Here is a 15,388-nt window from a genome sequence, read left to right as displayed (position 1 = left end):
TTCAACCGCAGGGCTATGACGATAAGGTGATATCCTCGACAAAAGTCTCAGGATGCGCGCGCTGCGTGCATGGGATCAATCTCTACCGCCGAAGCGAATGGGCCTGATCTCGCGGTGAACGATCTTCAGCGTCCGATCCGGCTGGATCATGTAGGTCTCGTCGACCTGCTGGCCGTACTGGTCGATGAAATTATGCGGGAAAGTGGAGCCGATCGGAGATTTCGTCAGCTTCGTCCGCGGCTGCCCGCCATAGATGATGCTTCCGGGTATCGGATCGACACCCGCCGCCGAGTAGTCCTTGCCTGTGGTACATCCTGCAAGGATGACCATTCCAATCATGGCCGCCGCTATCAGTCTCATTGGGTTCTCACTGGTTCACCACGTTTCCAGGGTGGATATATGCGTGAAGGCCGGAATGGACAGGCGTAGCGACCCGAACCCAAGTATTTTTTAAAAGGAACGGCGGCATGCCGCCATTCCTTGATCGCCACGGGTTCAGAGCAGTCCGCGTTTGGCCAGATTGGACATCAGAGCGCTGATGCCGAAGGTCCAGGGCGGGCACTCGTTCGAGCGTCGAACCGTATTGACGAGCGCTCCGAGACCCGGTGAGGAAATCTCGACCACATCGCCGATCTTGTGGGTAAAGCCCTGGTTCGGCGCATCGCGATCCTGTGTGGGGGCAAACAGTGTTCCCAGGAACAGCATGAAGCCGTCGGGATACTGGTGATGCGCGCCGGATGTCTGACGGACCAGATCGGTCGGATCGCGGCTGATCTTCGACATCGAACTCTTGCCGTGCAGCACGAACCCGTCTTCGCCCGACACCTTCAGGTCAAGCTCGGCCTTGCGGACGTCATCGAGACCGAAGCTTGCATCAAACAGGCGGATGAACGGGCCGATCGAGCAGGACGCATTGTTGTCCTTCGCCTTGCCGAGCAGCAGCGCCGAACGCCCTTCGACATCGCGAAGGTTGACGTCGTTGCCGAGCGTCGCCCCCTTGATTTCGCCGCGGCTATCGACCGCAAGCACGATTTCCGGCTCCGGGTTGTTCCAGGTCGAGACCGGATGCAGGCCGACATCGGCACCCCAGCCGACCGAAGACAGAACCGGCGCCTTGGTGAACACCTCTGCATCCGGGCCGATGCCGACTTCGAGATACTGCGACCACATGCCTTCCTCGATCAGCGCCTGTTTGACGGTCGCCGCTTCCGGCGAGCCGGCCTTCAGATTGTTGAGGCTGCCGCCGATCAGCGTGCTGACGCGTTCGCGGATGGCCGCGGCGCGTTCGGCGCTACCGGCTGCCTTCTCCTCGATCACCCGCTCGATCATCGACTGGGCGAAGGTGACGCCGCAGGCCTTGATAGCCTGCAGGTCAACGGGGGCGAGCAGATAGGGCAGCGAAGCGTCCGGCTTGCCGGTGCTGTTCGCGGCGATTTCATCGAGCGTACCTAGAGGCTGGCCCGTGGCCGCACGGACGAATGCCGCCGGGTCCGGCTGTTCCAGAAGTGCGCTCAGCGTTGGCGCTTCCTTAGAGGTAATATCGACCAACTGGCCGTCGCGGATCGCCACAATGCTGGGGCCTGCAGCGGCCGGGTTCCAGGCGCGACCGACAAACAGGCCGCCGGAAGCAGCAGCGTCAAGAAGATTATGGGGCATCGTCATATTCCGTCACGCGAGCGATGGATGCGCTCTTCAATAAAAAGGAATGCGCCGCCTCCAACCCGGCGGCGCGGGGACATCGATCACATCAGACACCGACCGGCAAGGCCGCAATCGCCAAACTTGGTCATCTGCCTGCAATCCGATCGTGGATTCGATGTTTTTTCGACACGAGCCCACGGAATAGACGAGATCCTCCGCACGGTCAAAACGCGCTGGACCGGCGCATGGAAGTTAGTGGTTATCGCGCGGTATGCCCTTGGTCTGGGCAATCCGCTGATACTTCACCGCCGGCTCCAGCACCGCGCCGGTTTCCAGCTGGCCGACATAGGAGCGCTGGATTTCCTGCCATGGCGTCTGGCTCTCGGGGAATGCATAGCCGCCGTCAGCGTCGAGTGCTGCGCGACGCGATGCGATCTCCGCGTCGCTGATCAGGATATCGGCCGTGCCCTTGTTCAGGTCGATTCGCACCTGGTCGCCGGTCTGCAGAATGGCGAGGCCACCACCGGCTGCCGCTTCCGGCGAGGCGTTGAGGATCGACGGCGAACCTGATGTGCCGGATTGGCGGCCATCGCCAACGCAAGGCAGCGACGAGATGCCCTGCTTCAGCAGATAATCCGGTGCCCGCATGTTGACGACTTCGGCAGCGCCCGGATAGCCGATCGGACCGGCGCCGCGCATGAACAGGATCGTCGTGCCGTCGATCGCAAGCGACGGATCGTCGATCCGGTGATGATAATCCTCCGGCCCGTCGAAGACGACGGCGCGGCCCGTGAAGGCTTCAGGATCGTTGGGATTGGAGAGATAGCGGCCACGGAATTCCGGCGAGATGACGCTGGTCTTCATGATCGCCGAGGAGAACAGGTTGCCCTTCAGCACCCGGAAGCCGGCGCGTTCCTTCAGTGGCCGCTCGAACGGGCGGATGACTTTTTCGTCTTCGATGACAGACGCGGTGTAGTTCTCGCCAACCGTCTTGCCGTTCACCGTCATGGCGCCAGTGTGGAGATGGTTGTGCTTGATCAATTCCCCCATGACCGCGGGAACGCCGCCGGCGTGATAATAATCCTCGCCGAGATATTCGCCGGCCGGCTGCAGGTTGACGAGCAGCGGGATTTCCTCGCCATAGGTCTGCCAGTCATCGACGGTGAGGTCTACGCCGACATGGCGGGCCAGCGCGTTCAGGTGGATCGGCGCGTTGGTCGAGCCACCGATCGCCGAATTGACCTTGATGGCGTTGATGAAGGCTTCCTTGGTCAGGATGTCCGATGGCTTCAGGTCCTCGCGGACCATCTCGACGATGCGAAGGCCGGTCTCGTAGGAGATCTCCTGGCGATCGCGATAGGGAGCGGGGATGGCGGCCGCACCCGGTAGCTGCATGCCCAGCGCTTCGGCGAGCGAGTTCATCGTCGTCGCCGTGCCCATGGTATTGCAGTAGCCGGTTGAGGGTGCCGACGAGGCCACGAGCTTGACGAAGCCCTGGTAGTCGATCTCGCCGCGCGCCATCATTTCGCGGGCCTTCCAGACAATCGTGCCGGAGCCGGTACGCTCGCCACGGAACCAGCCGTTCAACATCGGGCCGACGGACAACGCGATCGCAGGGATGTTCACGGTTGCCGCGGCCATAAGACAGGCCGGCGTGGTCTTGTCGCAGCCGATGGTGAGCACGACGCCATCAAGCGGATAGCCGTAGAGCACCTCGACGAGGCCGAGATAGGAGAGGTTGCGGTCGAGGCCGGCTGTCGGGCGCTTGCCGGTTTCCTGGATCGGATGCACGGGAAATTCGATGGCAATACCGCCGGCATCGCGGATACCCTCGCGAACGCGCTTTGCCAGTTCGATGTGATGACGATTGCAGGGTGACAGGTCGGAGCCGGTCTGGGCAATGCCGATGATCGGGCGGCCCGACTGCAGCTCTTCCTGGCTGAGTCCGAAGTTCATGTAGCGCTCAAGGTAGAGCGCGGTCATGTCGGGATTGGCCAGATTGTCGAACCAGGCCTTGGATCGAAGCTGCGGCATCTCGGCCTTTTGCTCGACAGTTTTCTCACTATGCGGGGCAGGCGTTTTCTCGACCACGATCATGTTCCTTGCATTTGCACCGGTGTTGTCATGCGTTTAGCTGATCGATACTGGATTGTATAATCAGTCTTTTGTAGTCTGATATGCGGATAACTTATATCAAGAGGGTTTGTATGGGACTGGACGGATTCAAGCTGCGGCATATGCGGATGCTGGTGGCGCTCAGCGAACACGGCAAGCTCGGGGTGGTGGCGGAAATGTTCGGCGTCTCGCAGCCGGGGCTGTCGCGGACGCTGAGCGAGCTGGAACAGATGTCCGGCCACCAGCTTTTCGAACGCCACAACCGCGGACTGGTCGTCACCACGCAAGGCGAGGTGATCGTCCGCCACGCCAAGACACTGCTCGCCGAGGCCAAGCGCGCCGAGTATGAAATGGTCGTCGCGGCGGCCGGGCAGGGCGGCAGCGTCGCCTTCGGGACGATCATAACGCCCGCCGCCGATTACGTCACGCCGGCGCTGAAGCGGCTGTTCGAGACGCATCCGACGATCGATGTCAGCATCACTGTCGGCAGCAGCGACGTGCTGCTCGAAGACGTGCTCAGCCGCCGTCTCGATTTTGCCGTTGGCCGCATCCCGAGCGGCATGAACCCGCTGCTGTTCGACAATAAGCGGCTCGGCAAGGAGACACTCAGCGTCGTCGTTGCGGAAGACCATCCGCTGGCCGACAAGCTCGATATCGCCGAAGAGGATCTCCGCCATCAGGGCTGGGTGCTGCAGCCGCATGGTTCGTTCCTGCGCGATGTCGCCGATGACTTCATTCGCCGCCATGGCATCGTTCCCGAAAGCGTAGTCTCCACCTCGGACGCGCTATTGACAATGCTGCTGATGCGCCAAAGCCAACGGATCGCCATCCTCGCCGAACCGGTCGCCCGGCTGATGGAACAGCACCGGCTGTTGCGCATCCTGCCGATCGCCGCGGATATCTCCGTTCCCGATTTCGGGCTGCTGAAGCTGAAGGACCGCGAACTGTCGGCATCGGCTGAACTGCTCTACAAACTGTTCGAATCAGCCTGAGCCAGCCGCCTCAGGCCGGCACATATTGCGTGATGCAGCGCGCATCGCGCCGGAAGTCCGATGGCGACATGCCGGCGATATGGCGGAAGGACTTGTTGAAGGCGCTGATCGAGCCGAAGCCGCTATCCATCGCCACCTGCAATACATTTGCCCCTTCGTTCATCAGCATTGCCTGCGCGCGCGACAGCCGCAGCAGGCTGACGTATTTGTTGAGCGTCATCCCCGTCGTCTTCTTGAAGACGTTCATCGCATATTTCGGATGCAGGTCGGCGGCGCGGGCGATATCGACCGAATCGATTTCCTGCAGAAAGTTGGCGGCGATGAAATCGCACATTCGCGCCACGGTGCGTGATGATTGCGGATAGGCCTGCTCGGCATCATCGGTCGCAGACAGGCCGTTTGGCGCCAGCATCGAATACGGATCGAGAACGATCCGCTCGATCCGCAGGAGCATCTCCTCGACGGCGTGCTGGGCCTTGGCCGCATCGCCTGACTTGGCATAGGCCACCCAGCGCGGAAAGTTCTGAATGTCGGCAGCATCGGTCGCCGAGGTGAACAGGATCTCGCCCTTCATCAACCGGCTGGACACGTTGATCGGCAAGCGCATGCGGAAGAAATAGACCAGCGGCAGATGCCCGCCGGCATAGATCGCATCGTCGCTGCTCTGGTCCATCTGGTGTGGCTGCCCGCCCCAGAACAGGCACATGTCGCCCGCCTTCATGCTGATGTCCTGGCCATTCAGGCGATAATGCACATGGCCGCGCATGATATAGTTCAGCTCCACCTGCACATGCCAATGCGGCATCAGCATCCTCGGCGGATGGTTGTGAAACATCTGGAGTGCCGTCGGCAATCCCTCGATGCTGCTCGCTCCCGGCTGATAGACAGCCCTCTGCTCAATCTTACTTTCCGCCAAATCCATATTCCCTTTTTAGGAGACAGCGGCTCCCTGACGGCTAGTGTAGCCATGTTCGATTAGGGACGGCAATTGAAAAGGGAGGATTTTCAATGCGCTTCAAACTTATCGGTGCGACCGCTGCGGTCGCGCTGCTTGCATCTGGCTCTGCATTCGCACAGTCTGCCAATCTCACCATCTGGAGCTGGAACGTTGCCGCATCGGCACTGAAATCCACGCTCGAAGGTTTCAACAAGCTACATCCCGATATCAAGGTCACGGTGGAAGACCTTGGAAATCAACAGGTATTCGACAAGATGCTGGCCGCGTGCGCTGCCGGTGGAGAGGGGCTGCCAGATATTGTCACGGTTGAGAATTTCGAAGCCGAGATTTTCTGGAACCGCTTCCCGGATTGCTTCGCCAACCTGAAGGACCTCGGCTATACCGCTGAAATCCAGGCGAAATTCCCGGAATTCAAGCGCACCGAGCTTGAAGTCGGTGACGTCGCCTATGCCATGCCCTGGGATTCCGGTCCAGTTGCCGTGTTCTATCGCCGCGATCTCTATGAAAAGGCCGGCGTCGATCCCTTGGCGATCAAGAGCTGGGACGATTTCATCGCCGCCGGCAAGAAAATCGCCGCAGCCAATCCTGGCGTCGTCATGGCGCAGGCGGACTTCAACGGCGACAGCGAATGGTTCCGGATGATCTCCAACGAGCAGGGCTGCGGCTACTTTGCAGCCGACGGACAGACGATCACCATCAACAAGCCTGCCTGCGTTGCCACGCTCGAAAAAGTCAAGGAAATGAAGGATGCCGGCACGCTGACGGCTGCGATCTGGGATGAAAAGATCCAGGCCAACACCGCCGGCAAGGCTGCAAGCCAAATGTATGGCGGCTGGTATGAAGGCACCGTCCGTTCCGGCTCGCCCGATCTCTCCGGCAAGTGGGGCGTCTACATGATGCCGAGCCTGACGCCTGACGGCCCGCATGCGGCAAACCTCGGCGGCTCGTCGCTGGCAATTGCTGCCAACTCGGCCAACAAGGAAGCCGCCTGGACCTACATCGACTACGCGCTTGGCACCAATGAAGGCCAGGTCACGATGCTGAAGTCCTTCGGTCTCGTGCCGTCGCTGCTGTCGGCCGTGCAGGATCCGTTCGTCAACCAGGCGCAGCCCTATTGGGGCGACCAGAAGGTCTGGGCCGATATTCTCTCGACCCTGCCGAAGATCGTGCCGAGCCGTGGTACGCAGTTCCAGACAGATGCGGATGCCATCTACAAGGCAGCGCAGACCAAGTACTTTGCCGGCGGCTACCCCGACGCGAAGACGGCGCTCGACGACGCTGCCAAGCAGATCGAGACCGCCACCGGTCTTCCCATTGCGGAATGAGTAACGACGCCGGGCGCCGATAACGCGCCCGGCTTCCATCCCTCGGGATGCTCGCTTCGTATTTGAGGAGAATGAAATGCCGATCCGCAACCGGAGCGCATATGCTTTTCTTGCGCCCTATCTGCTCGTATTCGCCACGTTCTGGCTATGGCCGATCATCAGCTCGTTTCTGATCTCGTTTCAGAACACGCGCGTAAACCCATGGAAATTCAGCGCTTCCGTCAACTGGGGCCGCCTGGTCGGTGATCCAGCCTTCTACAACGCGCTCTACAACACGCTGATCATTCTGGTCATCCAGGTGCCAGTGATGATCGCCATTGCCACCATGATGGCCGTGCTTTTGAATTCGCCTTTGCTGAAGGCGCGGCCGCTCTATCGCTTTGCCTTCTTCGCCCCCGTCGTCGTCGGCGAGGTGGCCTATGCCGCGGTCTTCCGGCTGATGTTCAGCATCGATTTCGGCATCATCAACAAGCTGATCACCGCGGTCGGCCTGCCAGCCGTCTCGTGGTTCGACAATGCCAATGCCGCGATGGCGCTTGTCATCATCGCCGTCACCTGGCGCTGGGCGGGTTACAACGCCATCATCCTGCTCGCCGGCCTGCAGTCGATCCCCGACGATGTCTATGAGGCGGCGACGCTCGACAAGGTGTCGAAGACCAAGCAGTTCATTCACATCACCCTGCCGCTGCTGAAGCCGATCATTCTGTTCTGCGTGATCCTGTCTGTCATCGGCACGATGCAGTTGTTTGCCGAACCGTTCCTGATCACCAATCGCGGCGGCCCCGGCGGCGGCACGGAAACGCTTGGCCTGTTGCTCTACCGTCAGGGCTTCCTGTCGCTGAACTTCGGCTATGCCTCGGCCATCGCCTACACCATGGCCATTCTGGCGATCAGCATCTCGCTTCTCAATCTGTGGGTCGGGAGGGAGCAGAAATGAAGTCCAAGTCTCAATCGAACCGGCTCAAGGTCATCGCGCTTCACGCCGTGCTGACGCCACTGGCGATCATCTGGCTGTTTCCGATCTGGATGATGATGGTCTTCTCGACCATGCCCGACTACGGCATCTTCAGTCCGGAGATCGTGCTGTGGCCCTCGACCAATTTCATCGAGAACTTCAAGAACCTACAGGCCGATACCGATTTTGTCCGCGCCATGTTCATCTCGGTCGTGGTGGCGTCGGTCTACACCTTCCTGTCGGTGCTGCTGACCTCGATGGCCGGCTGGGCGCTGGCACGCTACCGCTTTGTCGGGCGCTCCGTGGTGATCGCCATCATCCTCGGCACCATCACCCTGCCGTTCGCTGTCGTCGTCATCCCGCAGTTCATCATGGTGGCGCGCGAGTTCAAGCTGGCGAACACCTGGGTGGCGCTGATCGTGCCGCCGCTGTTCAACTCGCTTGGCGTGCTCTTCATGCGCCAGGCCTTCACGATGATGCCCGGCGAACTGTTCGATGCGGCCCGTGTCGAAGGGGTGAAGGAGCGGCAGATCTTCCTGCGGATCGCCTTGCCGCTTGCCCGGCCGACGATGGCAGCACTTGCCATCATCCTGTTCCTCGCGTCGTGGAACAACTACCTCTGGCCGCTGCTCATCAACTCCAAGCCCGGAATGATGACGGCACCGGTGGCGCTCGGATCGCTGATCGGCCTCACCAAGGTCTCCTGGGGCGGCATCATGGCCGGCGCCATGCTGCTGACGGCGCCGATCCTGATCGTCTTCGTGTTCCTGCAACGTCACTTCATCGCTGGCATTTCTGCCGGCGCAGTCAAATAGTCGGGGAACGCCTGATGTCAGAACTTTCATTGAACAACGTGGTCAAGCGCTTCGGCGCGCTCGAAATCATCCATGGGGCGAACCTCGAGGTGAAGGACGGCGAGTTCGTCGTTTTCGTCGGACCGTCCGGCTGCGGCAAGTCCACGCTGCTGCGGATGATCGCCGGACTGGAGGATATCTCCGGCGGCGAGATCAACATCGGCGGCAAGGTCGTCAACGATGTCGAGCCTGCCGATCGCGGCATCGCAATGGTTTTCCAGTCCTACGCGCTCTATCCGCATATGACGGTCGAGCAGAACCTCAGCTTCGGTCTGCGGATGAACGGCAATCCCAAGGAGGATACGGAAAAGCGCGTCCAGCATGCCGCCAATATCCTGCAGATCAACGAGCTGATGCAGCGGCGGCCGAAACAGCTCTCAGGCGGCCAGCGCCAGCGCGTCGCCATCGGCAGAGCCATCGTGCGCGAACCGCAGGTGTTCCTGTTCGACGAGCCGCTGTCGAACCTCGATGCCGAACTGCGCGTGCAGATGCGCGTCGAGATCTCCCGCCTGCACAAGCAGCTCGGCACGACGATGATCTACGTCACCCACGACCAGACGGAAGCGATGACGCTGGCCGACAAGATCGTCGTGCTGCGCGCCGGCAATATCGAGCAGGTCGGCGCGCCGCTCGATCTCTACGACAACCCCGCCAACCAGTTCGTTGCCGGCTTCGTCGGCTCGCCGAAGATGAACTTCCTGAAGGCTCAAGTCGTCGAAACCGGTGCGGGGACCGCAACGATCGCGCTGGCTGGCGAGCCGAATGTGCGGCTGACACTGCCGGTCGCGACGTCGGTGCCAAAAGGTGCCGAAGTCACCCTCGGCGTCCGGCCGGAGCACTTTAGCGATGCCGGGCAGGGCGACACCGACCTCACCGTCACCGTCGATGTCGCCGAGCATCTCGGCAACACCAGCTACATCTACGCCACCACCGCAAGCGCGGAGCCGCTGATCATCGAGCGGCCGGAATCGCGCACCGCCGGCCAGCGCGACACGCTGACGGTCGGCCTTTCGGCAAAACGCAGCTTCCTGTTCGACAGCACCGGCAAACGCCTGCGCTGATCGCCTACCCATCCCAAGACTGATGCAAGAAAGAGGACGTTTCCATGAGTTCAGACCAACCGATCCGCTGGGGCATTATCGGCCCGGGCACCATCGCACGCACTTTTGCTGATGGCATTGCGCACTCGCGCACCGGCAAGCTCGCCGCCATCGCCACCCGCAATCCTGACAAGCCCGGCCTTGCCGAGAATTTTCCGGGCGCCCGCGTCGTCAAGGGCTACGAGGCGCTGCTGCAGGACAGTGAAATCGATGCCGTCTATATCGCCGTGCCACATACCGGCCACGCCGAATGGGCCATCAAGGCGATCCGTGCAGGCAAGCATGTACTGGTCGAAAAGCCGATTGCGCTGACGGCCTATGATGCCGATGCGATCTACAACGAAGCCAAAAAGGCCGGTGTGTTTGCCGGCGAAGGCTTCATGTATCGCGCCCATCCGCAGACGGCGAAGCTCGTCGAGCTGGTGACCTCGGGCGCTATCGGCACCGTGCGCATCATCCGCTCCAGCTTCGGCTTCAACATGGGCTCGTTCAAGCCCGAGCATCGCCTGTTCGCCAACGAGACGGCCGGCGGCGGCATTCTCGATGTCGGCGGCTATCCCGTGTCGATGGCGCGGCTGATCGCCGGTGCTGCCGAGGGCAAGCCATTCCTGGAGCCGGAGAAGGTTGCGGGCGTTGCTCATCTCGGCCAGTCCGGCGTCGACGAGTGGGCGTCTGCCGTGCTCAAGTTCCCGAACGGCATTGTTGCCGAAGTGTCGTGCTCGATCATGGCGAACCAGGACAACACGCTCCGCATCATCGGTTCCGAAGGGCGCATCGAGGTCAAGGACTTCTGGTTCGCCTCCGGCCACAAGGGCGGTGTCGGCAAGATCGAACTGTTCAAGGGCAACGAGCAGCAGACCATCGAGATCAAGGAGGACCGCTGGCTCTATTCCTTCGAGGTCGACGCGGCAGGCGATGCCATCCGCGCCGGCAGCAAGGAATTCGCGTCGCCGGGCATGGGCTGGGCCGATTCGATCGGCAATCTGCGGGTGCTCGACCAGTGGCGCGCGTCCATCGGTCTCGAATACAGCGTCGAGAAGGCCGACAAGCGCACCACCAATCTGGCCGGCGGGACGGTCACGCTTGGCGACAGCATTCCGAAGCGCCAGATCCCGGGGATTTCCAAGCCGGCATCGGTGGTCACTCTCGGCTTCGAGTTCTTCCCGAACTTCGCCTCCGCATCGCTGACACTGGACGCCTTCTACGAGGCCGGCGGCAATGTCTTCGATACCGGCTTCGTCTATGGTGGCGGCAAGACCGAAAGCATCTTCGGTGACTGGCACACCAGCCGCAACGTGCCGCGCGAAGAGATCGTGCTGATCGGCAAGGGCGCCCACTCGCCGCTTTGCTACCCCGACATCATCGCCAAGCAGCTCGACCAGTCTCTCAACCGTCTGAAGACCGACTATGTCGATATCTACTTCATGCACCGCGACAACACCGACATCCCGGTTGGCGAATTCGTCGATGCGATGGATGCCGAGGTCAAGCGTGGCCGCATTCGCGGCATCTTCGGTGGCTCGAACTGGACGCGCGAGCGTATGGACGAGGCGGCAGCCTACGCCAAGAAGAACGGCAAGGCGGCGCCGGCAGCGCTTTCCAACAACTTCTCTCTGGCCGAAATGCTCGATCCGATCTGGGCCGGGTGCGTGACGTCTTCCAATGACGAGTGGAAGACGTGGCTGAACGAACGCCAGGTGCCGAACTTCGCCTGGTCCAGCCAGGGCCGCGGCTTCTTTACCGACCGCGCCGGACGCGACAAGCATGACGACGAGGAAATCGTCCGTTGCTGGTACTCCGACCGCAACTTCGACCGGCGCGATCGGGCCATCGAGCTTGCAAAACAACTCGGCCGCAGCCCGATCCACATCGCGCTCGCCTATGTGATCGCCCAGCCGTTCCCGGTCATTCCGCTGATCGGCCCGCGGACGATTGCCGAGCTTGAGGACAGCCTGTCGGCTCTGGATATCAAGCTGACACCGGAGCAGGTGAAGTGGCTGGAGGCCTGAGGCCTCAGCCTTCACGATGACGTGACCGATGCGGGGATTCGGCTCAGCCTGATCCCCGCATTGCGTTGTGTTCAAGCGTTTCCCGCACTATATCCGTGCTCGATGTTGCAGGCAGAGTGTTCTGGAGCCGCGCTCGGCGAGAGCGTATCATTAAGCGTTGGGTGCCGCGGCGGCGGCCTGGCGCTCAGGCATGGATTAGACGGGAGAAACCCCAAATGAAGCGGCTATTGTCCATCGCGGCGCCCGTGGCGCTCGTGACTCAACTGGTTTTGACCCCCATGGCGCTGGCGCAGGAGCCGGTGGTGGGCGTCTGGAAAACCCAGATCGGAACGACGGCGACCATTCAGGAATGTGCGGACGGCTACTGCATCACCATGAAAACCGGCGACCATGCCGGCCAGAAGATCGGTTCTTTCACAGGCGGAAATGGTAGTTTCACCGGGACCATCATCGAACCCGACAGCAAGAAAACCTTCGACGGCGCGCTGACCGTGTCCGGCGATACCGTCAAGATGCGCGGCTGCACGATGAAGGTGATCTGCCGCTCGCTGATCTGGACGCGACTGTAAACCACAGCAGGAAGCGTCGGCAAGACGCTCCACAATTCGAAAGCCGCACAATGCCGAGGGCTTTAGCGCTTCAGGCCCTCAATGACGATCTGATACTCATGGGCGAGCGAGATTGCCGCTTTTGCAACCACGGGATTGATTGATTTTCGATCAATCGCTTGCGAGCAGGCTTCGAACACGCCGCGCAACTCGCACTCGATCAACGACAGCTCCGGAAACTGCTGGACCAGCACATGCGGGAGCAGTTTTGCTTTTGTTTTCATCGATTTAGAGCCGCCCCACAAATCCGGCGGCGTGACCGTCGCGTTCAGTATGGCGGCTTCAAGCTGCCCGGTGGCACTGACGATATCGGTAATCAAAGCCATCATTCTTCCCTCCGACCAAAAGGAACCCCGGCATGAGCAATGCATATCTCGTGCCAACCTAAAATACACCGGGAGACGGCAGGCTTGGCGGCCTCGTGATATCTGGATGTAAATAACTATTTAGATACAAAATATTCTCTAATTAAATCAGATGCATAAGCCTGTAACCGGCCGTTCTATCGGCGGCGGCGGCCTTGACAGAAAGGGCCTTTCGCTGTCTGTTTTCTCCCTAGGAGGTCGCCGAGGACTCACGTCAGCGGTGCGAGGAATTTGCGAGGAGGTTCTAATCATTATGCTGAAATTTGCCGTCATCGGGATCGACCACGGGCACACCTTCGATCATGTGAAGGGACTGCTGGCAGCAGGAGCAGAGTTCGTCGGCTATTGCCCGCAAACGTCAGTGCCTGCCATTCGCGAGAATTTCGAGAAAACCTATCCCGATACGCCACAGGTTGACCGCGAGACACTGCTGGCCGATCCGTCGATCGATGTGATCTGCATCGCCGCCATTCCCTGCGACCGCGCAGACCTTGCCATCCGCGCCATGAAAGCGGGCAAGGATGTGATGACCGATAAGCCCGGTCTGACGACGTCTGCCCAGTTGGAGGCGGTCAAGGCTGCGGTAGCGGAGACCGGACGCATCTTCTCGATCTGCTTTTCCGAGCGCCATTGCGTGCGCTCCGCCGTCAAGGCTGGCAAGCTGGTGCAGGCGGGTGCGATCGGCACCGTCATCCAGACACTCGGCATGGGGCCGCACCGGCTGCAACTGCCGACGCGCCCCGATTGGTTCTTCGATCCGAAAAAGTTCGGCGGCATCATCGTCGATATCGCCTCGCATCAGGTCGACCAGTTTCTGTTCTACACCGGATCGACCAGCGGTACGGTCGCTGCCAGCTCGATCGGCAATTTCGGCATGCCCGAAAAGCCCGCCTTCGAGGATTTCGGCGAGGTGCTGCTGCGTTCCGACAAGGGCTCCGGCTATATCCGCGTCGATTGGTTCACGCCTGAAGCGCTGCCGACATGGGGAGACGGTCGACTGACCATCCTCGGCACAGAAGGCTATATCGAGCTGCGCAAATATATCGACATCGAAGGCCGCCCCGGCAAGGATCACCTGTTCCTCGTCAACGGCAAGGAGATGACCCACATCGATTGCAGCGACGAAAAGCTCGATTACTTCGAGGCCTTCGCGGCGGATGTGCGTGACCGCACGGAGACGGCAATGACCCAAGGCCATGTCTATGAGGTCTGCCGGCTGTCGCTGGAAGCGCAGGCAAATGCCGTCAGGCTGGGCAATGGGCAGGGGCGCTGAGATGAGCAGAAAATTCCGCGTCGGCGTTATTGGTGCCGGCATCGCCGAACGCCACCTCTCCGGCTTCAGATGGAACAAGGAGCTGTTCGAGGTTGCCGTTCTCTGCTCGCTCGATGAGGAGCGTGGGCGGAAGCTTTGCGACGAATACGGCATTTCCGAGTATACGCAGGACGCCGAGACGATGATCTTGCGCGCCGATCTCGACATCATCGATGTCTGCACCCCGCCCAGCTCCCATTTCGACCTCTGCCGCAAGGCGATCGAAGCCGGCAAGCATGTGATCTGCGAAAAGCCACTGTTCGGCTCTATCGCCGAGGTGGACGAGATGAGCCGTATCGTTGCCCGTGCCGAGGGCCCGAAGCTGATGCCGATCTTCCAGTATCGCTATGGTTCCGGACTTCAGAAGCTGAAGATGCTGATCGATCTCGGCCTGACCGGCAGCCCGTTCCTGACGACGATCGAGACCCATTGGTGGCGCGGGCCGGATTATTACGCCGTTCCCTGGCGCGGCAAATGGATGACGGAACTCGGCGGCGGGCTGCTCGGCCATGCGATCCACGCCCATGACATGCTCAACTATGTGCACGGCGCCTGCGCCGAGATATTCTCCTTCGGTGCGACGCTGGTCAATCCGATCGAAGTTGAGGACACCGCGGCCCTGTCGGTGAGGATGAACAACGGCTCGCTCGCCAGCCTTTCGATGACGCTCGGTTCGCGCGAGGAGATTTCGCGTCTGCGCTTCTGCTTCCGCGATCTGGCGGTCGAGAGCATTCTCGAGCCCTATACGATGGGCCGCGATCCCTGGACGTTTGTGGCGGGCAACGAAGAGCACCAGAAGCGCGTCGATGCGGCACTGGCCGGCTACGTCACCAAGGAAGACGGCTACACCCGCCAGTTCGAACTGTTCCATCAGGCGCTGATCCGCGGCGACGAGCCACCGGTGACGCTTGCCGATGCCCGCAATTCGCTGGAGCTTGTCACTGCGGCATACCACTCCCAGCGCACCGGCCTTCCGACACCGCTGCCGATCCTGGCAGACCATCCGCTCTATCATTCCTGGCTACCGGAAGACGCCCGCTAGATCAGGAAGGGAGACTGAACCAAAGTGCGCTGCAATATATTCTGCTTCGGACGCTGAAAACCGCTGAGAAGTAACGAGTTGCTAAACTCCATTTGTCAGCTTGGACACATCG

The 15,388-nt window shown here is 60.8% G+C and carries 14 protein-coding genes; 9 read left to right on the top strand and 5 right to left on the bottom strand.

What is annotated here, in order from left to right; genetic code table 11:
* Nucleotides 1-75: 75 nt before the first annotated feature.
* From GVL52_RS00770 to GVL52_RS00760, 3 genes are all read right to left on the bottom strand, one after another.
* Nucleotides 76-360 (bottom strand): hypothetical protein, encoded by a 285-nt coding sequence (locus tag GVL52_RS00770; protein WP_160003349.1) that lies wholly within the window; start codon nucleotides 358-360, stop codon nucleotides 76-78.
* 135 nt (nucleotides 361-495) lie between these two features.
* The gene (locus tag GVL52_RS00765) at nucleotides 496-1,656 is read right to left on the bottom strand and encodes a fumarylacetoacetate hydrolase family protein (RefSeq protein ID WP_160003348.1); all 1,161 of its coding nucleotides are present in this window, start codon (nucleotides 1,654-1,656) and stop codon (nucleotides 496-498) included.
* 237 nt (nucleotides 1,657-1,893) lie between these two features.
* Nucleotides 1,894-3,675 (bottom strand): IlvD/Edd family dehydratase, encoded by a 1,782-nt coding sequence (locus GVL52_RS00760; protein WP_160003963.1) that lies wholly within the window; start codon nucleotides 3,673-3,675, stop codon nucleotides 1,894-1,896.
* A 173-nt stretch (nucleotides 3,676-3,848) separates the two neighbouring features.
* Between GVL52_RS00760 and GVL52_RS00755 the strand changes: the two genes are divergently transcribed.
* Nucleotides 3,849-4,748, top strand: a complete 900-nt coding sequence (locus tag GVL52_RS00755) for a LysR family transcriptional regulator (RefSeq protein ID WP_160003347.1) — start codon at nucleotides 3,849-3,851, stop codon at nucleotides 4,746-4,748.
* Between the two features lie 10 nt (nucleotides 4,749-4,758).
* Here GVL52_RS00755 and GVL52_RS00750 read toward each other — a convergent pair whose 3' ends face one another.
* A complete protein-coding gene (locus GVL52_RS00750) occupies nucleotides 4,759-5,670 on the bottom strand; it encodes a helix-turn-helix domain-containing protein (protein ID WP_160003346.1) in 912 nt (303 codons plus the stop codon).
* Between the two features lie 86 nt (nucleotides 5,671-5,756).
* On the opposite strand from GVL52_RS00750, the gene GVL52_RS00745 reads away from it, so the two are divergent.
* The 6 genes from GVL52_RS00745 to GVL52_RS00720 all read left to right on the top strand — a co-directional run bounded on the left by GVL52_RS00745 (nucleotide 5,757) and on the right by GVL52_RS00720 (nucleotide 12,518).
* The gene (locus GVL52_RS00745) at nucleotides 5,757-7,031 is read left to right on the top strand and encodes an extracellular solute-binding protein (protein WP_160003345.1); all 1,275 of its coding nucleotides are present in this window, start codon (nucleotides 5,757-5,759) and stop codon (nucleotides 7,029-7,031) included.
* Between the two features lie 76 nt (nucleotides 7,032-7,107).
* Complete coding sequence (locus GVL52_RS00740) at nucleotides 7,108-7,968, top strand: carbohydrate ABC transporter permease (RefSeq protein WP_160003344.1); 861 nt, start codon at nucleotides 7,108-7,110, stop codon at nucleotides 7,966-7,968.
* Nucleotides 7,965-8,801 carry a carbohydrate ABC transporter permease gene (locus GVL52_RS00735; RefSeq protein ID WP_160003343.1) on the top strand — a complete coding sequence of 279 codons (837 nt, stop codon included), beginning with the start codon at nucleotides 7,965-7,967 and terminating at the stop codon, nucleotides 8,799-8,801. The genes GVL52_RS00740 and GVL52_RS00735 overlap by 4 nt, the downstream gene beginning before the upstream one ends.
* A 14-nt stretch (nucleotides 8,802-8,815) precedes the next feature.
* Complete coding sequence (locus GVL52_RS00730) at nucleotides 8,816-9,901, top strand: ABC transporter ATP-binding protein (RefSeq protein WP_160003342.1); 1,086 nt, start codon at nucleotides 8,816-8,818, stop codon at nucleotides 9,899-9,901.
* Between the two features lie 44 nt (nucleotides 9,902-9,945).
* Nucleotides 9,946-11,949 carry an aldo/keto reductase gene (locus GVL52_RS00725; protein ID WP_160003341.1) on the top strand — a complete coding sequence of 668 codons (2,004 nt, stop codon included), beginning with the start codon at nucleotides 9,946-9,948 and terminating at the stop codon, nucleotides 11,947-11,949.
* 215 nt (nucleotides 11,950-12,164) lie between these two features.
* Nucleotides 12,165-12,518 (top strand): DUF2147 domain-containing protein, encoded by a 354-nt coding sequence (locus tag GVL52_RS00720; protein ID WP_160003340.1) that lies wholly within the window; start codon nucleotides 12,165-12,167, stop codon nucleotides 12,516-12,518.
* A gap of 62 nt (nucleotides 12,519-12,580) precedes the next feature.
* On the opposite strand, the gene GVL52_RS00715 is transcribed toward GVL52_RS00720, so the two are convergent.
* Nucleotides 12,581-12,886, bottom strand: coding sequence for a hypothetical protein (locus GVL52_RS00715; protein WP_160003339.1), 306 nt, complete (start codon nucleotides 12,884-12,886; stop codon nucleotides 12,581-12,583).
* A gap of 289 nt (nucleotides 12,887-13,175) precedes the next feature.
* On the opposite strand from GVL52_RS00715, the gene GVL52_RS00710 reads away from it, so the two are divergent.
* Together GVL52_RS00710 and GVL52_RS00705 are read left to right on the top strand one after the other, a co-directional pair.
* Nucleotides 13,176-14,195, top strand: a complete 1,020-nt coding sequence (locus GVL52_RS00710) for a Gfo/Idh/MocA family protein (protein ID WP_160003338.1) — start codon at nucleotides 13,176-13,178, stop codon at nucleotides 14,193-14,195.
* 1 nt (nucleotide 14,196) lies between these two features.
* Entirely contained in the window at nucleotides 14,197-15,276 is a 1,080-nt protein-coding gene (locus GVL52_RS00705; RefSeq protein WP_160003337.1) for a Gfo/Idh/MocA family protein, read from the top strand.
* Nucleotides 15,277-15,388: the final 112 nt, after the last annotated feature.

The organism is Rhizobium sp. 18055 (genome assembly GCF_902706285.1).
Taxonomy (GTDB): Bacteria; Pseudomonadota; Alphaproteobacteria; order Rhizobiales; family Rhizobiaceae; genus Rhizobium.
Note: the sequence above shows the minus strand (reverse complement) of the source record. Positions and strands in the feature narration are given on the sequence as shown.